This is a genomic window from Brevibacterium sp. Lmc1 (genome assembly GCF_057654315.1).
The window spans coordinates 3,534,827-3,557,605 of record NZ_CM172803.1; the positions used below are offsets into that span (position 1 = coordinate 3,534,827).

Sequence of the window (22,779 nt, forward strand, 5' to 3'; positions counted from 1 at the left end):
TGCGTGTCCTGCAGCCAGCCGATCCAGACTGAGGCTGGTTTCGTCCTATCGAGTCAGTCCACGCGGTATCCGAAGCCGCGCACCGTGGTGACGAAATCGGAGCCGAGCTTCTTGCGCAGGTACCCTATGTAGACGTCGACGACGTTCGAGCCGGGGTCGAAGTCGAATCCCCACACGTGGGAGAGCAGCTGTTCGCGGGAGAGGACGTTGCCTCTGTTGCGCAGCAGGATCTCGGCCAGGGACAGTTCCCGAGCCGAGAGTTCGACGAGACGGTCTCTGACCCACACCTGCCTCTTGAGCAGGTCGATGCGCACCTCATCGCGGATGAGCTCCGTGACCTCCTGCTCCTGCGGGCTCTCCTTGAGCCGCAGACGAACGCGAGCCAGCAGCTCCGCGAACCGGAAGGGCTTGATCATATAGTCGACCGCCCCGGACTCGAGAGCGTAGATCGTGTCGTCCGGGTTGTCCCGGGCGGTGAGCACGAGCACCGGCAGTTCGGGTCGCCGTTCACGCAGCTGCCCGAGCACGGTGAAACCGTCGAGGACTGGCAGACCGATGTCGAGGATGACGAGCGCGAAGTCGCCCGTCATTGCCAGATCTCGCCCGGTGAGGCCGTCTGCGGCGGTCTGCGGACTGAACCCGGCGGCGGTCAGGCCTTTCGAGATGAAGGCGGAGATCCGCGCCTCGTCCTCGATCACGAGAATGCTCTTCACTTCTGTCCTTTCGGCAGGATCATCCGGAACTGTGCACCGATGGTGGTCCGGTCGAGCACGACCGTGCCTCCGTGCGCCTCGGCGATGGCGGAGATGATCGACAGTCCCAACCCGAACCCGGCTCCGTCGGTCGACCCGCGGCAGAATCGGTCGAAGATGTCCTCGGCGATCTCGTCGGGCACCCCCTTGCCTTCGTCGCGGACCCAGATGTGCACGGAATCGGAGTCGTCCCGGGCACCGAAGACGATCTTCTGACCGCGCTCGGTGTGTTCGACGGCATTGGACGCCAGCTGCAGAAGCGCCTGGGTCAGGCGCTGTCGATCCCCGCGGAAACTCAGCGATTCGGGTACGTCGAGGCCCCATTCCCGGTCTCCCAGTCCTTTGGCCTTCGCCAGGGAATCGGACACGACCCCGCTGAGGTCCACCTCGGCGAAACGCACGAAATCAGGGCGTCGGGCACGCGCAAGCAGGAGCAGCTCCTCGACGAGGCGACCCATCCGATCCGTCTCATCGAGCAGCATCGCCCGGGTCTCCTCGACATCGCCGACGTCCTCTGCGTTCATCGTCTCGAGGTGACCGCCGAGGATGGTCAGTGGCGTGCGCAGCTCGTGCCCGACGTCGTCGAGGAAGCGCCGCTGAGCTTCGAAAGCCGCCTCGAGGCGATCGAGCATCTCGTTGAAGGTGTGCCCGAGTTCGGCGATGTCATCATGGCCCTTCGTCTCCAGACGACTGCTGAGATCACCGCCGGAGATCGACTGCGCGGTCCGCCTCAGCTCGGTCACCGGTGACAGCAGCCGGCGTGCCAGAAGTGAGGAGAGTCCGGCGATGAGCAGAGCGGCGGCGAGCGCAACGACGACATAGATCTGCATGATCTGCACGAGGTCGGCATGGCTGGCCGAGACGTTGTGGACCACCACGAAGGCTCCCGCCCCGTTCGTCGCGGCCGCTCCGCCCGCCACCTCGCCGACGCCCTTCGTCCGGGACGTCGAATCGGTGGGCGCGGTCTGGGTGTCCGTGGCCGTGCCCGCTCCCGCCTCGGTGCCGGCGATGGGCAGGACGAAGCCTTCGTATTCGACGTCACCGACGGTCAGGCGGATCTCCCCGCCTTTCTCGGCCGCCCCGGCTACGGCTTTCTCGAAGTCGCTCGACCTGCCGAGGAGGTCCTTCGGTTCACCCTGATAGAGCACGCGGCCGTCGGTGAGGAACGCGAACAGCACCTCGTCCTCGTCCGGCCTGTTCTGGGCCAGGAAATTGCTGAGGATCTCATCGACGGAGGCGAATGGTCTGCCGGTCTGCGGATCGATCCCGTTCTCGGAGAACGTCCGCATCTCGTCGACCTCTTGGGACATCGAGGCGGTGGTCCGACTGGAGACGTTGTTCGACTCCACGGTGTAGAGGATGAGGCCGACGATGGAGAGGGTGAGCACGGACAGTGCGGCAACGGTGATGGTCAACCGGTTCTGAACGGTCAGCCCGACGCGCCGTTCAGTCGTCATCGTCGTCCCCGTCATCGTCATCGTCGTCCCGGTCATCATCGTCGCCGTCGTCGTCCCCGTCATCATCGTCGTCGGGGACTTCACGAGGCGGGTTGGGCACCGGTTCGTAGGAGTGCTCGATCTCATCAGGTTCTCGCGAATCCTCGCCTCCGGAGTCCGCGGCATCTGAGTCCTCGGCAGCGGAGGCGCCGGTGTCGGAGGCACCAGTCGAGTCTTCGTCGGCAGAGCTGTCAGCGTCTGCATCCGACGTCTTGGAGGTCTCCGTCGGTTCGGGGGTGACTTCCACCGGGCTGAGATCCGGCGGGTCCGCTTGGGTGGTGTTGCGAACGATGAGCACGGTCAGCAGTGCGAGCATGACAACGAGACCGGCCACAATCCAGCCGATGATCTTCGATCGTCCACCCATACCGTCCACATTGCCCAAGGCCTGCCGCAAAGTCGAGCCGGAGGCGATGAGAGTCTTCTTAGGTGGAGTGTTCGGGCGCCTGTGATACCGTAAGCGCCGACCGCCACGACGACCCGCAGGAGCCCACCGATGAGCGACGATCGCGCGGACCGCGACCAGGCTGAGCCCGTATCCGCAGACTCCTCATCGCCGATGCCCGAGTCCCCCGAGCCGGACGATGGTTCCGCGCAGGCAGACGGTTCCGCAACCACTGAGCCGGATGCCACCTCCGAGTCCGAGGCCAAGGAGAATCCGTGGGCGGCGATCAAACCCTGGCAGGGCAGGGCTCAAGGCCTCGACAAGCTGCTGCTGTTCATCATCATCGGCGTCCCGCTCATCTACCTCGGCCTCATGCCGCTGCGACCGTGGATGCTCGTCAATGCCCCGGTCGTCCAGGAATTCATCAACGGCGCGAAGACCTCGATCGTCGCTGCCGCCGCCTATGCCCGCGTCGGTGAGATCCCGCTGTGGCTGGTCATCGTCGCCGGTTTCGTCGGCATGGCCAAACTCGACTGGGCGTTCTGGCTGGCCGGGCGCCGGTGGGGCGACGGTGTGCTGCGGCTCTTCGCACAGAACGAACGCCAGCTCAAACGCATCAACCAGCTGAAGAAGATCCCGAACTGGGCGCTGTTCCTCATGACGCTGATCTCGCGCTGCCCGGGAATACCGGGCACCCTCGTCTACCTCGTCGCTGGGTGGACGCGGATGCGCCTGTCGCTGTTCCTCGTCGCCGACCTCCTCGGCTGCCTCATCTTCACGCTCATCTGGACATTCCTGGGCTACCAGCTCGGAGAAGCCGCGGTCGACATCCTCAAGGTCATCGACAAGTACGCCCTGTGGCTGACCCTGGCCCTGATCGTCGGCATCTTCGCCATCAGCTTCTTCAAGGAATACCGCAAGCAGAAGAAGGCCGAAGCCGCAGGCGGCACCTCCGAGAACTGACCATTCCCGCCGAACCGGGAGCCGCTTCGGATCCTGGTCAGGTGTCTCGGATCAGGAGCCGAAGGACAGGAAGGTCTCACGCATGCGCTGCGGGTCGGCCTTCTGGCCGCTGAAGAGTTCGAACGCGTCGATGGCCTGATTGACCGCCATCCCCGATCCGTCGAGCGTGCGGCAGCCCTTCGCTCTGGCTTCGGCGAGCAGCTGCGTCTCGAGTGGGAAGTACACGACGTCGGCCACCCAGGTCTCCGACCCGAACACGGAAGTGTCGACCGGAGTTCCCGGGTACGCTTTCATCCCCACCGGGGTGGCGTTGACGATCCCCTGCGCCGAGGCGGCCGCCCCTTCCAGCTCATCGAGCCCGATCGCTCGCGCCCGAGTTCCGACCGATGTCGTTTCTACGATGTCCGTGGCGAGTCCTTCGGCACGCTGCACATCGGTGTCGGCGATGATGAGGTCGCCGATTCCGAGTTGCGCAAGTGCGAACCCGACCGCACGGCCGGCTCCGCCCGCACCGATCTGCACGACCGCCTCGGTGGCGGCACCGTCCAGTCCGGCACGGAATCCGGCGGCAAAACCGGTGACATCGGTGTTGTATCCCGTCGTCCGTCCGGCGCTGTCGATGACGACGGTGTTGACCGAATTGATGCGCGCGGCCACGGGATCGACCTCATCGAGGAGGCCGATGACCTGCTGCTTGAACGGATGAGTGATGTTGAGCCCGTCGAAACCGAGGCGGATCGCTGCGGTGAGCAGCTCCGTCAGTGTCGCCTCGGCGAGGTGGGGGCTGCTGATGTCGATGGTGCGGTAGATCGTGGGGATGGAATGTGCGGCACCTTCGTTCTCGTGCATCCGCGGGGTGCGGGAGGCGGAGATGCCATCGCCGATGAGGCCGAGGAGGAGGGATGAGGTCATAGTCTCGCTTTCGCGTTCGTGAGGTGGTCGATGAGGATCTCGACCGCGTGGACGTAGCCCTTCGCACCGGCTCCGGCGATGACGGCCGCGGCCACGGGTGAGAGGTAGGAGTGGTGGCGCACGGCTTCCCGCGCATGCGGGTTGCTCAGATGCACCTCGATGATCGGGTGGTCATAGGATTTCAGCGCATCGTGCAGGGCCAGGGAGGTGTGCGTGTACGCTCCGGCGTTGATGATCGCACCGACCGTGGAGCGCCGGGCCGCATGGACGGCATCGATGAGCCCACCCTCATGGTTGCTCTGGATGCAGCGAACGCTCAGCCCCGCCTCGGCGGCGGTGTCGGCACACATGGCCTCGATATCGGCCAGCGTGGTGCGGCCGTAGATCTCCGGTTCGCGCTCCCCGAGGAGGTTGAGATTGGGTCCGTTGAGGACGAGGATTTCGGGCATGGTCACCTCGGGAATCGGGCGGCGATGGAGGCCGCGGTCTCGGTCAGCTGGGGGACGAGCGCGACCAGTTCGTCGAGACTGCGGCGGAAGACGGGCGCGGCCAGCGCCAGTGAGGCCAGCAGACGGCCGTCGAGGTCGAAGACGGGCACGGCCAGTGCGTTCATGCCGATGTCGTTCTCTTCGGACTGTCCCGCCCATCCGGTTTCTCGGATCTGTTCGAGTTTGCGTCGCATCTGCGCCGGATCGGTGATCGAGTAAGGGGTGCGCGCCTCGAGGCTGAGGGCCTCGACCGTGACGTCGGCATTCGGGTCGTGAGCAAGCAGAGCCTGACCGATCGCCGAGGTGTGCAACGGAGATTCGTCTCCGGGGTCGGTGGTCGTGCGGAACTGGGGGCCGTCGACGGTGAGCACGGTCAGTGCAGCATTGCCGCGGCGGATGGCGAGGATGCTCGATTCGCCGGTGGACTTCGTCAGTTCCTGCAGCAGATCCTTCGTCGCTCCGGACAGTCCCTGCCGATGCGCGACCTTCTGCGCAAGGCGGAAGACCTCCATCCCGAGAGTGTAGATCTTCGTGCGCGCATCGAAGCTGGCATACCCGGATTCGACGAGCCCGCCGAGGAGGCGGTAAGCGGTCGAGAAGGGGTAGCCGGTCGTCTCGGCGGCCTGGGCGGCGCTGATCCCCTCGGGTGATTCGCCGAGGAGTTCGAGCATCTCGAAGGTCTTCGTCACCGAGTTCGAGCCCTTGGGCGGCATGCTTCGCCTCCTTGCGTTGCTGTGGCAGTTCGGTGGTGCTGGGGCAGTATGTGCGGGTGGTTCGTGAGTCCGGAAAGCAGAATTCGTGCGTTCCACGTTGACAGGCTATGTCATCTCAATCACACTGTAAACCACAATGTAACAATTATTGCCACACTATGGCAATGCAGTGTCGGTCCGATGAACGCGCGACAGCGCCGAGGCCGTTGATAAGTCCTGAGAGTGAGAAATGCGAGGAAGCATGAGCAACGCGATCGAGGAAGCTCGCCCCACGAAGAAGACACCGCTGCGCGCGGCCCTGTCGAGTTGGACGGGTTCGGCCCTGGAGTACTACGACTTCGCGGTCTACGGGACCGCGGCAGCGCTGGTGCTCAACACTCTGTTCTTCCCCGAGACCACCGCACCGGGGATCGCCATTCTGCTGGCGATGGGTACGGTCGGGGTCGCCTATGTCGTGCGTCCGCTGGGTGCGCTCATCATGGGACCGCTCGGTGACCGCTTCGGTCGCAAGTTCGTCCTCATGCTCACTCTGTTCATGATGGGCGTGTCGACCTTCGTCGTCGGCTGCCTGCCGACCTATGACCAGGTCGGAATGCTCGCTCCGACCCTGCTCGTGCTCTGCCGCATCATCCAGGGCCTGTCGGCTTCGGGTGAACAGGCGAGCGCAATCTCAGTCTCCCTCGAACATTCGGACGAGGCGAAGCGGTCGTGGACAACGAGCTGGACCTTGCACGGCACTCAGGCCGGCACCCTGCTGGCCACAGCCGTGTTCATTCCCTTCACTGCCTTCCTCCCTGACGAAGCACTCTTCAGTTGGGGCTGGCGTGTACCGTTCTGGCTGTCGGCACTGGTCGTGCTCACCGCCTGGCTCATCCGTCGCGGGCTCGAGGAGCCGCCGGCATTCAAGGAGTCGCGGGTTGAGAACCCACCGCTCATGCAGGTCTTCCGGTGGCACAAGGCTGCGGTCGTCCGCGTGGCCGTGTGCGCCATGGTCAACACCGTGAATATGGTCTTCACCGTCTGGTCGCTGTCGTTCGCCACGTCGATCGTCGGCCTCGAGCGTTCGACCATGCTGCTCGTCTCGGTCATCGCCAACGGTGTCGCCCTCTTCGCGATCCCGGCGGCCGCACTGCTCTCCGACCGATTCGGCCGGAAGCCGATCTTCATCACCGGCGCCGTCGGATCGGGTCTGATGATGTTCCCGTACCTGGGTGCGGTCTCGGCCGGGAACTGGCCGCTCATCTTCGTCTTCGGCGCCATCATGTCCGGCTGCGCGTACTCGCTGGCCAACTCCATCTGGCCCTCGTTCTACGCCGAGATGTTCCCGACGACGGCACGAGTGACAGGTCTGGCACTGGGCACACAGGTCGGATTCGCGGTCTCCGGCGGTCTGGCTCCGGTCCTCGCTTCCGCTGTCGCCGGCGCCGGAGGAGAGAATTGGGTCTCGGTCGCCGCGTTCACCGCGGGCGTCTGCGTCGTCGTCGGCCTGGTCGCGATGACGGCGAAGGAGACGAAGGGACTGAGCCTGGAAGAGATCGATGTCGTCCACGAGGAAAGGTCACGATGAAAACCTCGATTGCCACGGTGTGCCTGTCAGGCACGCTCGAGGAGAAGCTGCAGGCTGCCGCAACGGCAGGATTCGACGGGGTCGAGATCTTCGAACAGGATCTCATCGTCTCCCCCAACTCCCCCGAAGCGACCGCTGCACTGGCCGCAGAGCTCGGACTGAGTCTTGACCTCTATCAGCCCTTCCGCGATTTCGAAGGCGTCGATGACGAGCAGTTCGCCGCCAATCTGACCCGGGCCGAGGCGAAGTTCCAGCTGATGAGTCGAATGGGTATGACCACGATCTTGCTGTGCTCGAACGTCGCCACCGCAACCATCGACAACGATGAGGTCGTCGTCGATCAGCTGCGCCGCCTCGGCGATCTGGCAGAGAGATACGGCATCAATGTCGCCTACGAGGCGCTGGCCTGGGGTCGATTCGTCTCCGAATACGATCGCGCCTGGGACCTCGTCAAGGCCGCCGACCATCCGCGCATCGGCACCTGCCTCGACAGCTTCCACATCCTCTCCCGCGGTACGGACCTGTCACGCATCGCCGAGATCCCGGGCGAGAAGATCTTCTTCCTCCAGCTCGCCGACGCTCCGGCCCTGTCGATGGACGTGCTCAGCTGGTCCCGTCACCACCGAGTCTTCCCCGGCGAAGGCTCGTGGGACCTCACCGACTTCCTCGCTCGCGTCGCCGGGACCGGTTATGCTGGACCGGTGTCGCTCGAAGTCTTCAACGACTCCTTCCGACAGGCCGACACCCAGCGCACCGCCGTCGACGGACTGCGTTCCCTGCGGTGGCTCGAGGCGGCGACCGCGGATCAGGTGTCTGAGGACAATGACCCGGGTTCGGCCAGCGGCACTCCTGCAGCCGCCGGTGCGGGACGAGTGCGTCTCGACCTGCAGCGGCTGCCCGAGGTCGCCGAACCTCGCGGCGTCGACTACGTCGAGCTCGGCACCGACGACCTCGGGGCACTGACCCGGCAAATCCACCAGCTCGGATTCCGCTTCGTCGGATTCCACCGCACGAAGCCGCACGTCCAGCTGTGGCGTCGCGGACAGGCACGCATCGTCGTCACCGAATCCGCTGGTGTCGACCCCGTGGAATCCGAGCCCTCTGGCGCACCCACCGGATCGGGAACCCATCTGCACGGCATCGGCTTCGCCGTGGCCGATGCCGACGCCGCGATCAATCGGGCGATTCTGCTCCAGGCGACCGAGGTCCCCCGCGACCAGGCCCATGACGAGGAGATCCTGCGCGGCGTCTTCGCTCCCGACGGGTCCGAGGTATTCTTCGGCAACGGAACCGGCATCGACCCCACGTGGACCGAGGAGTTCGGCAACGTCCCCGACGATCGCCGCTCGGCCATCGACCACGTCAACCTCGCACAGCCGGCCCACCACTATGACGAAGCGGTGCTCTTCTACACCTCTCTTCTCGCGCTCCACGCTCAGGTCTCGAACGATGTGCCCAGCCCCTCAGGTCTCGTCCGGTCGCAGGTGATGGCAAGCTCCGACGGGGCGATCCGCATGCCGCTCAACCTCGCGCCGCGTTCTGCCGAAACTTCGACGACCGGTGGCTACCCCGAGCACGTCGCTCTCGCCTGCGATGACATCTTCACGGCCGCAGAGACCGCGGTCTCACGAGGGTTGGACTTCCTGCCTGTTCCCGAGAACTACTACGAGGATCTCGAGGCTCGTTTCGATCTCGCCCCCGATCTGCTCGAACGGCTGCGGGCGAACAACATCCTCTACGACCGCGACGGCAGCGGCGAGTTCCTCCATTTCTACACCTCGACGATCGGATCGGTGTTCTTCGAGATGGTCGAACGCCGCAATGACTACCAGGGATACGGCGCCCCGAACGCGCCGGTGCGGCTGGCCGCACAGCACCGGCGCAACGCGGGTCGCTGAGCCGAGCGCACTGCTCGACACGGTTCAGAAGGGCCTGCCCGCCACCGGTTCCGGGCTGAACTCCCAGACCGAACTGGACGTCTCAGGACCCTCGATCGGACCGTCAGCCGGCAGAAGGTCCTCGTCCTTGAGCAGTGAGAGGATACGGCCGTGCGAAGCCTGCCAGACGATCCTTCGGACGGCTGACACCTCGGTGTCGAGCACGCGGGCGACTGCGTGGATCTCATCGTGCACGTAGTCGACGGTGAGATCGGCTTCGGGGTCGGCCACCTCGGCGAGGTATCCGACCACCTTGTCGTCGACCTCGAACTGAGGGCACCCGGCGAGCATCAGCAGGTGGAGCCACGTGATGCCCGAGCTCTGGCTGGGCAGAGCTCGCCAGGCCTTCGAGACGTCGTTGTAGAACGCATCGTTGCCGACTCCCTCGCCGACCGCTTCAAGCAGATCACCGACATCATCGATCCCATAGTCGGCCATGACTCGGGTGGCGTCGTCGACGACCTCGGCCTTGAGCACCGCCCCCGGGCGGGTGCTGGCCGGTTTGAGGTTGCACGCCTCGAACTCAGCCCACGGACGTGCCCCACCTGCGGCGGCGATCGAGTAGCGCAGCGACTTCGCTCCATGGGTGTCTCCGTGCTGGGCGATGTACCGGGCGACGACTTTATCCACCGCCGTCGGGTGGGAGCCCGTCGAATAGATTGCGTCGAGGATGCACAGCGCGAGGCTCGCCGGGTAGCTCGGTGTCATCGTCTGGCCGAAGTCGCCGAGGAACTCTCCGCACCTCTGCGCCAAACGAGCGACGCTGTTGGTCGTGATCATCATTGTTCTGACCTTCCGTCGTGCGCCGCACCCTGCGACGCGTCACCTCCGACTCCGATGTCGGATGCGTGGACAGAACATTAGACCGCGGCACTGACATGACTTGCTCGGGAATGAATAGAACACCATTGGTCCGCAGTTTCACCTGCTTCTACACACTGCACCGGGCTGAGATGTGCGCAGCGATCCCAATTCGCCGCCGGCGGCGAATCAGGCCAAGAGGCCGGTCGCCCGTCCTTGGCAGCCATCATGGCCTCTGGCAAAGTGGAGCCATGAGCACAGAAGAGATCATCATCGACGGTCCCCTGGCACGCGCAACGCGGATCCTCTGCCAGGTCTCGGCCAAGCACGTGGCAGACAAAGCTGAGATCGACAAGTCCGAACTCAAGGACTACGAAAAGGGGACAGCGGACCTGACCGCCGAGCAGGAGCGTCGACTCATCCTCGCCCTCGAACAGTACGGCGCGCGGTTCATTCCCGACGGCAAGGAAGGCGGCTACGGCATCCGCCTGAAGTTCAGCCGCGCAAAGGTCCGCGCCATCGAACGCTGGGAAGACGAAGGCGGCACCCCCGGCGCCGACGACGTCTGAGCGCCGCGCGCAGACGCAGGGCCTCCTCGGTGAGGCGAAGCCCTGCCAGGGAGTCCCCTTGTGACTTCCGGGAATTCCGTTGCGACGACTGTGGCCTCGAATCCGCGCGGAGCGGATTCGAGGCCACAGGTGCATCCGTCGGCGCCGAGCAACCACCTCGGCGACGTTCGAAGTCACCGGCGGATATCGCCGATGAAGATCAGGCGAGTATCAGCGGAGAACGTCAGTTCTTGCCGATGAACTCGAGGTTGTCGACGACACGATTGGAGAAGCCCCACTCGTTGTCATACCAGGCAACGACCTTGACGTGGTTGCCGACGACGCGGGTGAGCGCGGAGTCGAAGATCGACGAAGCGGGCTGACCGACGATATCGGAGGAGACGACGGGCTCGGTCTCATAGTCGAGGATGCCCTTGAGCTCACCCTCGGCGGCCTTCTTGTAGGCGTCGAGCACCTCGTCGCGGGTGACCTCGCGGGACACGGTCGTGTTGATCTCGACGATCGATCCGACCGGGACGGGCACGCGGATGGCGTCGCCGGACAGCTTGCCGTCGAGCTGCGGGAGGACGAGGCCGATGGCCTTGGCCGCACCCGTCGAGGTGGGGATCATGTTCTCGGCGGCGGCACGGGAACGGCGGGGATCCTTATGAGGGCCGTCCTGGACCATCTGGTCGCCCGTGTAGGCGTGGACGGTGGTCATGAAGCCCTGCTCGATTCCGGCGAGGTCGTCGAGGACCTTGGCCAGCGGGGCCAGGGCGTTCGTGGTGCAGGAGGCGTTGGAGATGACGGTGTGCTCGGGCTTGAACGCCTCGTTGTTCACTCCGTAGGCGAGGGTGACGTCGGCACCCTTCGAGGGAGCGGAGACAAGGACCTTCTTCGCGCCGGCGGTGATGTGGGCGCTGGCCTTTTCGGCCTTGGTGAAGCGGCCGGTCGATTCGAGCGCGATGTCGATGTCGAGCTCACCCCAGGGCAGTTTGGCCGGATCCTTCTCGGCGAAGACCTTGATGGCCTTGCCGTCGATGACGATCTCATCATCCGTGGCCTCGACGTCATGGTTGAAGCGCCCGAGGGTGGTGTCGAACTTCAGCAGCCGAGCGAGATCGTCCACGGGGCCCAGGTCGTTGATGGCCACGACCTCGAGCTCGCTGCCGCGCTCGATCAGCGCGCGCAGGGTGCTGCGTCCGATGCGACCGAAACCATTGATGGCGATGCGAGTCAATGTCACTCCTTGTAGATGTTGAACACGGGATTCGTCGTGATATCTCCATCATGGGCGATCTCCACAAACGCCAACAGTGGCCAGCCAGACAATCTACGCAAGGTTCTCGCCAGTCGTATTGCCAAAGGTCGAAAGTTTCTGGCCACCGTTGTCTTCGTGTGATCCGGGCCCCTGAAATGTGCCGAAAAATGCTCCAGCTCGGCCCGGAAGTGTCAGATCCTCGCCCTGGCGAGCGCCCGCTTTCAGCCCTGGAAGGAGTGACGGTAGTCGTTCGGGGAGGTCGAGAGGATGCGCTGAAAATGCATCCGCAGATTCGCACCCGTTCCGAGTCCCACCTGGTCAGCGATCTGTTCGATGCCCAGGTCGGAGTTCTCCAAGAGCTCCCGGGCGACATCGACTCGGGCTCTGAGCACCCACTGCATGGGTGTGTAGCCGGTGTCTTCGACGAAGCGGCGGGAGAAGGTGCGCACGGAGACTCCGGCGTTGGCGGCGAGATCGCGCAGGGTGATCTTCTCGCCGATGTGCTGAAGCGCCCATTCGCGGGTGTCGGCGAAGTCGTCGCCGAGCGGGTCGGGCACGCTGCGCGGCACGTACTGCGCCTGGCCGGCGCTGCGATAGGCGGCGGCGACGAGCCGCCGGGCGACCTGATTGGACAGTCCGACGCCGTGATCGCTGCGGATGAGATGGAGGCACAGATCGATCGCCGAGGCGGCTCCGGCGGAGGTCAGCAGCTGTCCTTCGTCGATGAAGAGGACGTTTTCGTCGACCTTGATCGAGGGGAACCGTCGGGCGAGCTCCTTCGCCGTCGACCAGTGCGTGGTGGCGCGTCGTCCGACGAGCAGTCCCGTGCGCGCGAGGACGAAGGTGCCGGTGGAGATGGCAGCGATCCGCGCGCCGCGTTCGAATGCCGAGAGGAGCGCCCCGATGACCGAGGCCGGAGGTTCTTCTGCCACCGCCGAGGTAGCACCCGGCAGGATGATCGTGTCCGCGGTCTCCAGGGCGTGAAGTCCCTGGTCGACGGAATAGTCGAGCCCGTCCGAACCGGTCACCTTTCCTGCGGTGATGCCACAGACCTCGACTTCATAGGGCCAGTTGCCTGCGGGCACGGTCGTCGGCCGTCCGCTGGGCACGGCGGAAGCCGCCTCACCGCTCGGATTCGGCTGGGAGCGTGGGGCCGCCTCGGCGCGGGTGCGGTCTGTGGCTGCGTTCGACTCCCGCCCGAAGACCTGGACGGGGACGCCGAGATCCATGGCAGACACCCCGTCCAGTGCCAGCACGAGGATGCGGTGCGGGCGGGAACGGGGTGTTCTGCGCGGAAGGGTGCGGGGCTCGTCACTCATGATCGCCTCTCAGTCTAGGCAATCGGGACTCGCCCCGGGGCGAACTCAGTGCTCGTGGACCCCGGTGAGCTTGAAGCCCAGACGACCGTGGGCATATGCTCCACCGGCACGAAGAGCCGAGGCGGTCCAGGCAGTCTCTGCCAGTTCGGTCTCCGTGGCGCCGGCCTTGACGGCGGCATTCGAATGCGCATCGATGCAGTAGGCACACTGGGTGGTCAAGCCGACGGCGTAGGCGATGAGCTCACGGTACTTCAGCGGGATTTCACGACCTTCGGAAGCGAAGACGGCGTTGTTGAACTCGCCGAAGGCCTTGAGGATGTCGGGAGTGGTTTCCTTGTAGGCCCTGTCGTACTTGCGGTCATTCTCGCGGTCGAAGAAGTCGGTCATGGTCATATCTCCTGTGATCGGTGTCATTCCGATCCTCACGCTACCGAGTCCCCGCATCAATCGCTACGGAATTGTCACCTAAGAGGCGGATCGACACGTACACAGCTGCGCCGGACGGGTTTGCGGTCGGCATGTCTCCTGCGGGTGGATCCGCCTCGACTATCCGCACTGTTTCGAGGTGGATCCGCCCGCAGGAGACACGCGAACCGCTCGGCCTCAGTACAGCGTGCCCTGACCGATGAGAGGGGCAGTCTGCGCTCCCGGCAGAGGCGGTTCCTGAGGTGCGGCTGTGGCGGGCGCGGCCTCAGGATGTGCAACCGCTGCTTCACTCAGCGCAGGCACGGGCGCTGCAGATGCAAGGTCTGCAGCTGCTGGGGCTGCCGGAATCTGGTCTGCGGGAGCCGGCGCTACGGGGGCATCTTCCGCCGGGGCGGGCAAGGTCTGTGCAGGGACCGATTCGACGGATTCCGCAGCCGCCTGCACCGCTTCGGCTGGTGACGCAGCCACCGGAATCGACTCCGCGGCCAGAGCCTCGGCACTCGCCGCCTCGGGGCTGCCGATACTCGGGTCGGCGGGAGCAGCTGCGCTCGGCACTGCAGGCGCGGTGCCCGGTACAGAGTTCCGGGGAGCCGCCTCGGTGGGTGCAGGGCTTGCAGGCGTCTGACCAGCGGTCGGGACCGCCTCGGCGATGGCCTCGAACATTGCCAGGGTGCCGTGCTGGGCCGCGAGGCTCACCGGTTCTGGGTCGCTCGAGAGCTTGATGCCGACGGTCTGAGTGGCGCGGTCGATGTAGAGCATCTGGCCGTGGATGCCGATGCCGATGACGACGTTGCGGTCGGCCGAGGGCATCCAGAACTGGCTGCGGTACATTCCGCCCGGGTAGGAGCGTCCCGACGGGGACGCAGCGAAGACCTTGGCGGAGTCCTCGGCGCCGGTGAAGATGTCTTCGACCCATTCCGCCGAGAGCACGCGTTCGCCGTTGTCAGTGGTGCCGCCTCGGGCGATCATCTCACCGAAGCGAGCGAGGTCGCGCAGGGTGGCGCTGATGGCACCGTCGGCGATCGATCCGCCCCACCGGTCCTGGCAGACCTGGGCGGCGTGGGCGGCGCCGATCCGCGACCACACGTATTCGCTGGCGACGATGGAGAACGGCTGGCCGGTGACCGCCTCGGCGATCCAGGCGAGCACATCGGTTTCGCAGCTGCGGTAGACGAAGGCAGAGCCGTGTTCGCGGTCGCTGGTCAGCCCGGTGAGGAAGTTCTTGATCCCCTTCGCCGAGGCGGCCGATCGAGGCGCGAAATCGACGGCTTCGAACAGGGCTCGGATCTCAGAGCCCTCCTCGAGGTATTCCTCGGAGAACTTGATGCCCGAGCGCATATCGAGCAGATCGCGAATGGTGGCTCCCGCGTAGCCGCTCTTGGCCAATGCGGGCACATGCGTGGTGACAAGGTCGGTGGGGCGCAGCAGTCCGGCGTCGGCGAGCGCACCGATAACGGTGGCGACGATGGACTTGCTCACGGAGAAGAGCATGTGCTGGCGGGCGGGCTTCATCGGCCAGGCGTATTCCTCGGCCAGCGCCACTCCGTTGCGTGTGACGAGCCAGGCGTCGGTGTGGGTGTTGGCCAGCACGTCGCCGACGGTGGCCCAGTCCTCGTCGGCGGCCGGCCATTTCTCGCGGTCGATCATCAAGGACCGGAAGTCGTTGTCTTCGGTGACGTATTCGCGCACCGGCCCGATGCCGCGCGGGATTCCGCCGGTCGGGAAGATCTCCTGCATCCGGGTGAGCGCGAAAGCGAAGAACTCGGGCCATTTCCAGGTGTCGAGGTCGATGCTCTCGAGCACCGCTTCCGACGGGTCGACGATGGCGTCTTCACTGGCCGAGGTGAGTTCCCCGACGTGCGGCAGGGTGATGTCCAACGCCGAGGCGTCGACATCATCGACTCCGGACTGCACGGTTGCAGGGTCCGCGGAAATCGGGGGCTGCGGGGAGTCCGCGTCCGCAGATCGACCGGGAGCCGCCTCGGTGGCGGTGTCTGTGGATGTGCCGATGCCCTTGGTATTGCCGGACAATGCACCGATTCGTCGGTTCGGCGGGGTCACCGGGCGGGGCGGAAACGTCTCGTCTTCGCCTGCCATGTCACCTCCACTGTCTCGACCTGGACTGCGCTGCGCATGCGCGCGGCTGTCCCGATGTGCAGGGAACAGACTACCGGCACGAGGTGAAACTCCGTAGTCGAGAAGAGCCGATTGGTGCGATGCGGCGTTCTCCGTCCCGATCGTCTGCGTCTCTCACCTGGAGTGACGGTAATGGTGATTACCTATCAGTTATTCATCTGACAGTCGGTCGCAGTGCCGATGCGGCGCGCTCGGCTTCCGACTCACTGGCGCCGCCTCGGCCTGCAACGGCGGCTCGGCGTTTCACCTGTCGACCACAGCCCACATCGTCGTCGATTTCTCACCGGCGACGAGAATGGTGCTGTAGCCGGAGGTCAGCTCATCGTATTGGTCGGCCTTGTGCTCTTCGACGAGTCTGCCGGCATCCGAGTCGTAGAAGCTCGTCTTCTTATTATCAGTGAGCACGACCAGCCCGACGTCGGGCAATACTCCCTCGCCGCCCCACGGAGTCGTCGATCTGTAGTCGCCAGCATTCCACGCCGTCTTCCCGGTCGCTGCATCGATGGCGACGACGCCTCCGTCGGGACCCGGCGCGAGTACCGCAGCCTTCCCTCGGCTGTCGAAAGGCACTGTTCTGGGAGCCCCCGAGTACAGCACGGTATCGAAAGCCATCTCCGGTGCATCCGCGAACCATCCTTCCGGCGACCCGTCCGAGCCCTGATATTTGACCGCCGAAGCGAACAGCTGCAGCTGCAGACACGCGGCCCGGCCTTCCGGCGTAAAGGTGAAGTCGGTCGAACACATCGGATCGGTCGCGTCCTCCATCGTCGCGGCGTTAGGGCCGGAGTCGGCGGCCAATGTCGCACTGTCGGTCTCTTTGAGTCCAGCAGGAAGGGTCAGCTCAGCTGCTCTGCTGAACGCCTGGCTCATCGGGTCATCGGGGTCCTCGGCTCCGAAGAGGTAGGTCAGCGTGGTCTCATCGCTTGTCGGAAAGACGTCGAAGTGCTCGACTCCGGAGTCGTCGATCGCTCGAGCTTTGGTGATGGGAACAGTGGCATGACGCCCGGTGTCCAATGAGATCCGTGTGACCATGGAGCCCTCCCCGGACTTCCATGACATGACTGCGTTCTTGCGGTCCGGCGCGAGGTGAATCAGGGAGCCGCCGAGGGTCCGACCGTCATCATCGATCGACAGCGACGGCCAGGCTTCAACCCCTGTCGATGGGTCAAGGGCGAACAACACCGCATTGCCGGCTTCGGAGGTAGGTGTGCAGTGCCCGTCCATTCGCATGCCGCTGTATTCGAGCAGGAGCAGGTCATCTTCGCCGAGGCGGTTGCCGAGCCCTGTCGACCGGGAGCCGAACGCCATCTGTTCATGACACGCATCGTCGGGGCCGGGAATGTCGAATGACCAGGCTTCCTCGCCGTCTTCCCAGGTGTAGGCAGTGACCGTTCCCGAGTAGTCGTTGACGATCACCAGGTCTCCCGCGGAATAGGCTTCTGAGCCTCCGCCTTCGTCATTGATGTAGGCGTCGATGCTCCACAGCTCTTCTCCGGTGGAATCGATCGCCCGCAGCTTCTCTTCGACCCAGTCGGTGACGAGCGCATGCCCCGCACCATCGTCGACGGTCAGTGTGGCGAAGTAATCGAGCTCGACCGGTTCGGCCAAGGTCGGGGTCGTCGTCGGCGATGGTTTTCCCTCTGGTTCGCCGCCGATGCTGCAGCCGCTCAGCGCCACTAAACCTGCCGCCACAACCGCCGCCCACATCCGCTTCATAATGCGTTTCTCCTGCTCATACCCCGGTGCATAGCTTGATCATATGCGGCGGCATTCACATTGGCACTTCGGGTGTGGTGAGCATAGAACCGCGCACTCGCCGAAAAACGGGCTGCGTGTCGAGAAACGGGGGTGCACATGCGTTTCTCGACGCTCAGCCCGTTTTTCGGCGGAGACTGCGAGAAGCGCGGCCGCTAAACCAGCCCCTGGTCCTCGGCGACTCGGATGGCGCGGGCCCGCGAGTCCACCCCGAGCTTCGTGAATACATTGACGAGGTGGCTCTTCACCGTCGCCTCGGTGACGAAGAGCTCCTGTGCGATCTGCGCATTCGAGGCCCCTGTGGCCAGAAGTTTGACGACGTCGCGTTCACGCCGGGTGAGCTTCGGGCTGGGGTTGCGCATCGCGGCGAAGACCTTCGACGAGATCTCCGGAGGCATATAGGTCTCCCCCTTCGCCGCTTTCTCGATCGCCGTCGAGATGTCCCCAGGGTCGATGTCCTTGAGCAGGTAGCCCGAGGCCCCGGCGTTGATCGCGGCGATGATCTCCGAGTCGAGGTCGAAGGTGGTGAGGATGAGCACCGCCGGCGGATTCGGCTTCGCTCGCAGCCGCTTCGTCACCTCGATGCCGTCGATCCCCTGCCCCAGCCGCAGGTCGCAGAGGACGACTTCGGGGTCGAGTTCGTCGACGACCGTCAGCGCCTCCTCGCCGCTGCCGGCCTCACCGACAACCGCGATGTGGTCCGGAGCGTCGATGACGGACTTCAGGCCCGCCCGCACGACCGGGTGGTCGTCGACGAGGATGACTCGAATGCTCATGCGTTCTCTCCTGGATCGCGTGTCTCACCTGTGTTGCTTTCACCATCGCCGAGGCGGCCCGATCCATCCGTGCCCGACCCGTCCGCGCCTGTGCCCTCACCCTCGCCGAGGCGGCGGTCCGAATCCGCGCCCGATTCCGCGGCTGAGATGCTGAGGCCCTCGCCCCGGGTGTGCAGCTGGGACTGGCTCGGCAGGGTCGCGGAGATCGCAAAGCCGGATCCCTGACTCGATTCGATGACGAGTTCACCGCCGAGTTCGCGCATCCTTGAGCCGATGAAGTCGAGACCGAATCCCGAATCGGGGTTCCGCTGCCGATTGTGAGGATCGTCCATTCCGACGCCGTCATCGACGATGTCCATCCTGATCGCCCCGTCGAGGTCCATGAGGCTGACCATCACTCGTGTGGCCTGCGAATGCTGCCGAACGTTGGCCAGCGCAGACTGCGCGGTCCGCAGCAGCGCCACCTCCGCCTCGGCGGACAGAGTCGGCAGGGTCTCGTCGACGTCGAGGCGGCCCCTGATCGTACTGTCCTCCTCGAGCCGGGCGAGCAGGCGGCGGATGGCAGCGGTCAGTGCGCCGTCCTCAAGTTCGGCCGGGGCGAGCGCAGCGATGATGCGGCGGACGTCGCGGGAGCTCTGCGCGGCGAGCTCCTCGACCTGGGCGAGCACCTGCCCGGCGTGATCATCGGTGGTGCGCTCCGCCTCGGCGTGGGCGATGAGGCGGATCGACGAGATCGACTGCGCGATCGTGTCGTGGATGTCGCGGGAGACGCGGGTCCGCTCCTGGATCTCGCCTGCGTGGCGCTGGGTGAGAGCGAGCTCGTCCTGGAGGTCGAGCAGGTTCTGGTGGGCGAGCTCAAGCGAGCGCAGCAGTTCCTCGCGGCGGCGGCCCTCGCGCAGGAGTTCGATATAACCGCGGGACAGCCCGAGAGCGAACACGGCACCGATGAGGGAGCCGATGATGCTCGGGGTCGGCACCTGCCCGTAGTGCGCGAGTGGGGCGACGATTGTCGCGATGTAGGTGAGTGCGGTGAAGACGACGGCGATGCGCAGGGAGAAGAGGTGGCCTGCGAGCAGCCAGAGGAGGAAGGCGACCCAGATGAACTCGGCGGAGACGAGCAGGGTGCACAGCCAGGCGGCTGCGAGGACGATGAGCCACCATTTCGCGAGGACCAGTGCGCCGGAGCGCGCTGCGCGGACGGCGCCGAGGGCGTACCAAGCGAGGAAGACGACGCTCACGGCTACGGCAGCGAGCATCGGTGCACCGGCAGAGACCGCGCGGATGCAGGAGATGAGCATGAGGACGAGAGCGATGGCGTGCTGACCGAACTCCATCGTGCGTTCCGTCCATTTGCGTGCGCCCACGCTGCCACCTTCCTGCAGATCGGCCTCGGCGATGAAACTGCCGAAGCGGTGATCCTGTGCTGTCATGTTCTCCCTGCCAACTCAATCACATCCCGACCCCCGGTGGTATGACATCTGAGCCGTCCGGTGCGGAAACCGAGCGGGCCCGGGCGACGATCTGCGTCGTCGCCCGGGCCCACCCAGCGTGACGGTTCAGTGCTTGCCGTGGTGAATCCCGGAACCGGAGTCCGCGAATTCCTTCTCGGCGAGCAGATGGGTGGAGTGTTCGTCACCGTCAGCCGCACCGGATGCCGCACGCTCGTGGAAGTGCGTGATCGCCTTGTTGGGCCACCACATCTTGTCGCCCACGAGTCCGAAGATCGAGGGGACGATGATGGTGCGGACGATGATCGTGTCGACCAGTACGCCGACTCCGACGATGAGGCCGAGCTGGCCGAGCACCATCAGCGGCAGCATGCCCAGCGCCGCGAACACTCCGGCCAGGACGATGCCGGCACTCGTGATGACGCCGCCGGTGTGGGCGACTGCCTCGACCATGCCCTGGCGTCCGCCGTGGAGGACAGATTCCTTCTTCGCACGGTGGGCGAGGAAGATCGAGTAGTCGATGCCGAGTGCCACGAGGAAGAGGAACGCGAGGATCGGCACCTGTGCATCGAGGGCGGACTGACCGAAGATCGTCCGTGACAGGAACGCACCGAGCCCGATCGCCGCCGCGGAGGAGACCACGTTGACCAGCAGCAGGGTGAACGCCGCGATGGGTGCACGGAGGATGACGAGCAGGATGATGAAGCTGATCGCCAAGACCATCGGAACAATGGTCATGAAGTCTTTCTGATTGCCGTCACGGGCGTCGAGCTCCGTGGCCGCTGCACCACCGACCTGAGCGTCGGCTCCGTCGATGGCGTGGACGTCGCCGCGGATGTCCTCAACGAGGTCGAGTCCCTTCGTGCTGTCGGGTGCATACTCGCCGGTCACCATGATCTTCGTGACCGAGGTGCCGTCGATGTTCGTGTCCTCGATCGCCGAGGCGCGCACGACGCCGTTCATATCGTTGACCGAATCGGCGACCTCATCGGCATGGTCGGTATCGGCGACGATCCAGATCGGCTGGGATTCCCCGGGCGGGAAGTGGTCGGCCAGGACATCGAGTCCCTGCGCCGATTCGGACTGGACCCGGAACTTCTCGGTCTGGTCGAGACCGATCGAGGATCCGATGAACCCGGTGGCCATGACACCGAGGATGACGATCCCAGCACCGAGGTGGAGCCCCGGTTTGCGCACCACCCGAGTGGCGATGGTCCGCCAGATCGAGGGCTTGGCCGCACCCGCACGTGCGGTCGCACCCTCAGGTGCGGTGGCACGGCCGGCGGCGGCTGCCTCGGCGGGGGTGAGCTCTTCATCCGTGCTCTCCTCGGCCTTCGGGATGAAGGGCCAGAACATCTTCTTGCCGCAGATCGCGAGCACGGGCGGCAGGGCGAAGAGGACGGCGGCTGCGGAGATGAGCAGGCCGACGGCCGCGGTGATGCCCAGGCCGCGGGTGCCGGGGATGATCGCGAAGACGAGGCTGAGCAGGGACAGCACGACGGTGAGGTTCGAGGCGAGGATCGTCGTGGCGGTGTGTGTCCAGGCTTCAGCGAGCGCGCGTCGGTGGTCGGTGAAGCGGCGCAGCTCCTCGCGGTAGCGGGAGATGAACAGCAGCGCGTAGTTCGCGCCGGCGCCGAAGACGAGGACGCTGATGATGCCCGCATCGAACTGCAGGTCAAGCCAGTCACCGACGGCCGCGGTCACGGTCGAGGCGAGTCCGTCGGCGGTGCCGATGACGATGAGCGGCAGCAGCCACAGGATCGGTGAGCGGTAGGTGATGATGAGCAGGAGGGCGACGATGACGATGGTGACGATCAGCAGCGTGAAGTCCGCGCCGTTGAATGCCGAGGCGATGTCGGCGCCGATCGCGGGACCGCCGGTGACCAGCAGGGACATGCCCTCATCGGTCAGTCCGGTGGCTGTCGGGTCGTCGGCGATGGCGGTGCGCAGGTCGTCGACGGTCTCGGCGGTGTCGGAGTTCGTCAGGCCGACCGTGATGGGCACCATGAGCAGCGCGGCCTGTTTGTCGTCGCTGAGGATCGGTCCGGTGACGGTCTCGGTGGATTCGTCGCCGACGGAGTCGCCGAGCGAGGAGCCGAGCTTCTTCAGCTCGGCCTGGTCGTCGGCGGAGAGTTCGGATCCATCCTCGTTCGAGGCCACGACCATGACGGACTGCTTGTCCGCCTCGGGGAACTTGTCGAGGATCTTCTGTGCCTGAGTCGATTCGGAGTCGGCCGGAGCGGTTTCGTTGGGCCGGTCCTCCCCTGCCCCGGACAGGAGTCCGAAGAGCAGAGCGACGAGGACGACGATCCCGCCGAGGACGAGCCACGAACCGCGCTTCGATGTCAGCGTATGTGCGGTTTTCGCCAGTGGTGAGTTCATGACTCCAGTCCATCAATCTATGGAGTCACACACATCGCCTGTGAGTTCGGATTCGATCTGCAACTTTCGATGGAGAAAACGCGCTGACCTGGGGCGATAGGTTTTCTGAGGGTGGAGGTTCCGCGGAGAGTCGGCGACTCAGACGAGCTCAGCGCCCGCCTTCTCGACCTCCGCGAGGGCGGCCCTGCTCGACTCGCCTCCGACGCCCGCGACGAGGTCGGTGAGCACGCGAACGCTCAGCCCCGCGCTCAGCGCGTCGAGTGCGGAGGCGCGTACGCAGTGGTCGGTGGCGATGCCGACGACGTCCACCTCGGTGATGGTGAGATCGCCAAGAAGCTCGCCGAGGCGGCTCCCCGTGTCCGTGATCCCCTGGAATGCCGAATAGTCGGGTTTACCTTGGCCCTTGCGGACTTCATGGGTGATGGCCGCGGTGTCGAGGAGAGGATCGAAAGCCGCGCCGTCGGTGCCTGCGACGCAGTGGACGGGCCAGGAATCGACGAAGTCCGGGGAGTCACTGAAGTGGCCGCCGTTGTCATTGTCGGCATCGTGCCAGTCACGGGAAGCGATGATGGCATCGTAGTCCCCAGCATGTGCTGTGAGGTGAGCGCTGATGCCTTCGGCGACGGCGTCACCGCCGGTCACGCCGAGCGCGCCGCCTTCGGTGAAGTCATTCTGGACATCGACGATGAGGAGTGCCTTGGCCATGCCTTGAGC

Annotated in this window: 20 protein-coding genes; 4 read left to right on the forward strand and 16 right to left on the reverse strand. The window is 65.2% G+C overall.

The window, feature by feature from the left end:
* Nucleotides 1-53: 53 nt before the first annotated feature.
* Genes AC239G_RS15830 through AC239G_RS15840 form a run of 3 tightly spaced genes read right to left on the reverse strand, consistent with a single transcriptional unit; the run spans nt 54 to nt 2,615 of the window.
* A complete protein-coding gene (locus AC239G_RS15830; RefSeq protein WP_434591706.1) occupies nt 54-713 on the reverse strand; it encodes a response regulator transcription factor in 660 nt (219 codons plus the stop codon).
* Nucleotides 710-2,293 carry a sensor histidine kinase gene (locus AC239G_RS15835; protein ID WP_487489231.1) on the reverse strand — a complete coding sequence of 528 codons (1,584 nt, stop codon included), beginning with the start codon at nt 2,291-2,293 and terminating at the stop codon, nt 710-712. The genes AC239G_RS15830 and AC239G_RS15835 overlap by 4 nt, the downstream gene beginning before the upstream one ends.
* Complete coding sequence (locus AC239G_RS15840) at nt 2,199-2,615, reverse strand: hypothetical protein (RefSeq protein ID WP_487489232.1); 417 nt, start codon at nt 2,613-2,615, stop codon at nt 2,199-2,201. The genes AC239G_RS15835 and AC239G_RS15840 overlap by 95 nt, the downstream gene beginning before the upstream one ends.
* A gap of 129 nt (nt 2,616-2,744) precedes the next feature.
* Here AC239G_RS15840 and AC239G_RS15845 point away from each other — a divergent pair, with 129 nt between their 5' ends.
* Nucleotides 2,745-3,596, forward strand: coding sequence for a DedA family protein (locus AC239G_RS15845; RefSeq protein WP_487489233.1), 852 nt, complete (start codon nt 2,745-2,747; stop codon nt 3,594-3,596).
* A 51-nt stretch (nt 3,597-3,647) separates the two neighbouring features.
* Here AC239G_RS15845 and AC239G_RS15850 read toward each other — a convergent pair whose 3' ends face one another.
* From AC239G_RS15850 to AC239G_RS15860, 3 genes are read right to left on the reverse strand one after another with little or no spacing between them, the layout of a single operon-like run.
* The gene (locus AC239G_RS15850) at nt 3,648-4,508 is read right to left on the reverse strand and encodes a shikimate dehydrogenase (RefSeq protein ID WP_487489234.1); all 861 of its coding nucleotides are present in this window, start codon (nt 4,506-4,508) and stop codon (nt 3,648-3,650) included.
* Nucleotides 4,505-4,957 carry a type II 3-dehydroquinate dehydratase gene (gene aroQ / locus AC239G_RS15855; RefSeq protein WP_139467998.1) on the reverse strand — a complete coding sequence of 151 codons (453 nt, stop codon included), beginning with the start codon at nt 4,955-4,957 and terminating at the stop codon, nt 4,505-4,507. The genes AC239G_RS15850 and aroQ overlap by 4 nt, the downstream gene beginning before the upstream one ends.
* Nucleotides 4,958-4,959: 2 nt before the next feature.
* A complete protein-coding gene (locus AC239G_RS15860) occupies nt 4,960-5,709 on the reverse strand; it encodes an IclR family transcriptional regulator (protein ID WP_487489235.1) in 750 nt (249 codons plus the stop codon).
* A gap of 241 nt (nt 5,710-5,950) precedes the next feature.
* Here AC239G_RS15860 and AC239G_RS15865 point away from each other — a divergent pair, with 241 nt between their 5' ends.
* Together AC239G_RS15865 and AC239G_RS15870 are read left to right on the forward strand one after the other, a co-directional pair.
* Nucleotides 5,951-7,276: an MFS transporter gene (locus AC239G_RS15865; protein ID WP_487489236.1), complete on the forward strand. Its 1,326-nt coding sequence runs from the start codon at nt 5,951-5,953 to the stop codon at nt 7,274-7,276.
* Nucleotides 7,273-9,174 carry a bifunctional sugar phosphate isomerase/epimerase/4-hydroxyphenylpyruvate dioxygenase family protein gene (locus tag AC239G_RS15870; RefSeq protein WP_172171662.1) on the forward strand — a complete coding sequence of 634 codons (1,902 nt, stop codon included), beginning with the start codon at nt 7,273-7,275 and terminating at the stop codon, nt 9,172-9,174. Before AC239G_RS15865 ends, AC239G_RS15870 begins: the two co-directional genes overlap by 4 nt.
* A gap of 24 nt (nt 9,175-9,198) precedes the next feature.
* Here AC239G_RS15870 and AC239G_RS15875 read toward each other — a convergent pair whose 3' ends face one another.
* Complete coding sequence (locus AC239G_RS15875) at nt 9,199-9,996, reverse strand: hypothetical protein (protein ID WP_172171664.1); 798 nt, start codon at nt 9,994-9,996, stop codon at nt 9,199-9,201.
* A 269-nt stretch (nt 9,997-10,265) separates the two neighbouring features.
* Here AC239G_RS15875 and AC239G_RS15880 point away from each other — a divergent pair, with 269 nt between their 5' ends.
* Nucleotides 10,266-10,583 (forward strand): transcriptional regulator, encoded by a 318-nt coding sequence (locus AC239G_RS15880; protein WP_092010600.1) that lies wholly within the window; start codon nt 10,266-10,268, stop codon nt 10,581-10,583.
* 223 nt (nt 10,584-10,806) lie between these two features.
* On the opposite strand, the gene gap is transcribed toward AC239G_RS15880, so the two are convergent.
* The 9 genes from gap to AC239G_RS15925 form a co-directional block, all read right to left on the reverse strand.
* On the reverse strand, nt 10,807-11,802 hold the full coding sequence (gene gap, locus AC239G_RS15885) for a type I glyceraldehyde-3-phosphate dehydrogenase (protein WP_487489237.1): 996 nt from the start codon (nt 11,800-11,802) through the stop codon (nt 10,807-10,809).
* Between the two features lie 242 nt (nt 11,803-12,044).
* Nucleotides 12,045-13,142, reverse strand: coding sequence for a GlxA family transcriptional regulator (locus AC239G_RS15890; protein ID WP_218973622.1), 1,098 nt, complete (start codon nt 13,140-13,142; stop codon nt 12,045-12,047).
* Between the two features lie 45 nt (nt 13,143-13,187).
* Complete coding sequence (locus AC239G_RS15895) at nt 13,188-13,556, reverse strand: carboxymuconolactone decarboxylase family protein (RefSeq protein WP_229663963.1); 369 nt, start codon at nt 13,554-13,556, stop codon at nt 13,188-13,190.
* A 189-nt stretch (nt 13,557-13,745) separates the two neighbouring features.
* Nucleotides 13,746-15,665 (reverse strand): serine hydrolase domain-containing protein, encoded by a 1,920-nt coding sequence (locus AC239G_RS15900; protein ID WP_487489238.1) that lies wholly within the window; start codon nt 15,663-15,665, stop codon nt 13,746-13,748.
* Nucleotides 15,666-15,947: 282 nt separating this feature from the next.
* Nucleotides 15,948-17,420: an outer membrane protein assembly factor BamB family protein gene (locus AC239G_RS15905; protein ID WP_487489239.1), complete on the reverse strand. Its 1,473-nt coding sequence runs from the start codon at nt 17,418-17,420 to the stop codon at nt 15,948-15,950.
* Between the two features lie 194 nt (nt 17,421-17,614).
* Entirely contained in the window at nt 17,615-18,235 is a 621-nt protein-coding gene (locus AC239G_RS15910; protein ID WP_139467990.1) for a response regulator, read from the reverse strand.
* The gene (locus tag AC239G_RS15915; RefSeq protein WP_487489240.1) at nt 18,232-19,665 is read right to left on the reverse strand and encodes a sensor histidine kinase; all 1,434 of its coding nucleotides are present in this window, start codon (nt 19,663-19,665) and stop codon (nt 18,232-18,234) included. The genes AC239G_RS15910 and AC239G_RS15915 overlap by 4 nt, the downstream gene beginning before the upstream one ends.
* Nucleotides 19,666-19,791: 126 nt before the next feature.
* Entirely contained in the window at nt 19,792-22,065 is a 2,274-nt protein-coding gene (locus AC239G_RS15920; protein WP_487489241.1) for an MMPL family transporter, read from the reverse strand.
* 138 nt (nt 22,066-22,203) lie between these two features.
* Nucleotides 22,204-22,770, reverse strand: coding sequence for an isochorismatase family protein (locus tag AC239G_RS15925; RefSeq protein WP_420097225.1), 567 nt, complete (start codon nt 22,768-22,770; stop codon nt 22,204-22,206).
* Nucleotides 22,771-22,779 lie beyond the last annotated feature (9 nt).

Excerpts from the sequence above, each read along its gene's own strand:
- AC239G_RS15840 (WP_487489232.1), bottom strand. The coding sequence starts at position 2,615 with ATGGGTGGACGATCGAAGATCATCGGCTGGATTGTGGCCGGTCTCGTT.
- AC239G_RS15845 (WP_487489233.1), top strand. The coding sequence starts at position 2,745 with ATGAGCGACGATCGCGCGGACCGCGACCAGGCTGAGCCCGTATCCGCA.
- AC239G_RS15850 (WP_487489234.1), bottom strand. The coding sequence starts at position 4,508 with ATGACCTCATCCCTCCTCCTCGGCCTCATCGGCGATGGCATCTCCGCC.
- aroQ (WP_139467998.1), bottom strand. The coding sequence starts at position 4,957 with ATGCCCGAAATCCTCGTCCTCAACGGACCCAATCTCAACCTCCTCGGG.
- AC239G_RS15860 (WP_487489235.1), bottom strand. The coding sequence starts at position 5,709 with ATGCCGCCCAAGGGCTCGAACTCGGTGACGAAGACCTTCGAGATGCTC.
- AC239G_RS15865 (WP_487489236.1), top strand. The coding sequence starts at position 5,951 with ATGAGCAACGCGATCGAGGAAGCTCGCCCCACGAAGAAGACACCGCTG.
- AC239G_RS15870 (WP_172171662.1), top strand. The coding sequence starts at position 7,273 with ATGAAAACCTCGATTGCCACGGTGTGCCTGTCAGGCACGCTCGAGGAG.
- AC239G_RS15875 (WP_172171664.1), bottom strand. The coding sequence starts at position 9,996 with ATGATGATCACGACCAACAGCGTCGCTCGTTTGGCGCAGAGGTGCGGA.
- AC239G_RS15880 (WP_092010600.1), top strand. The coding sequence starts at position 10,266 with ATGAGCACAGAAGAGATCATCATCGACGGTCCCCTGGCACGCGCAACG.
- AC239G_RS15890 (WP_218973622.1), bottom strand. The coding sequence starts at position 13,142 with ATGAGTGACGAGCCCCGCACCCTTCCGCGCAGAACACCCCGTTCCCGC.
- AC239G_RS15895 (WP_229663963.1), bottom strand. The coding sequence starts at position 13,556 with ATGACACCGATCACAGGAGATATGACCATGACCGACTTCTTCGACCGC.
- AC239G_RS15900 (WP_487489238.1), bottom strand. The coding sequence starts at position 15,665 with ATGGCAGGCGAAGACGAGACGTTTCCGCCCCGCCCGGTGACCCCGCCG.
- AC239G_RS15905 (WP_487489239.1), bottom strand. The coding sequence starts at position 17,420 with ATGAAGCGGATGTGGGCGGCGGTTGTGGCGGCAGGTTTAGTGGCGCTG.
- AC239G_RS15910 (WP_139467990.1), bottom strand. The coding sequence starts at position 18,235 with ATGAGCATTCGAGTCATCCTCGTCGACGACCACCCGGTCGTGCGGGCG.
- AC239G_RS15915 (WP_487489240.1), bottom strand. The coding sequence starts at position 19,665 with ATGACAGCACAGGATCACCGCTTCGGCAGTTTCATCGCCGAGGCCGAT.
- AC239G_RS15920 (WP_487489241.1), bottom strand. The coding sequence starts at position 22,065 with ATGAACTCACCACTGGCGAAAACCGCACATACGCTGACATCGAAGCGC.
- AC239G_RS15925 (WP_420097225.1), bottom strand. The coding sequence starts at position 22,770 with ATGGCCAAGGCACTCCTCATCGTCGATGTCCAGAATGACTTCACCGAA.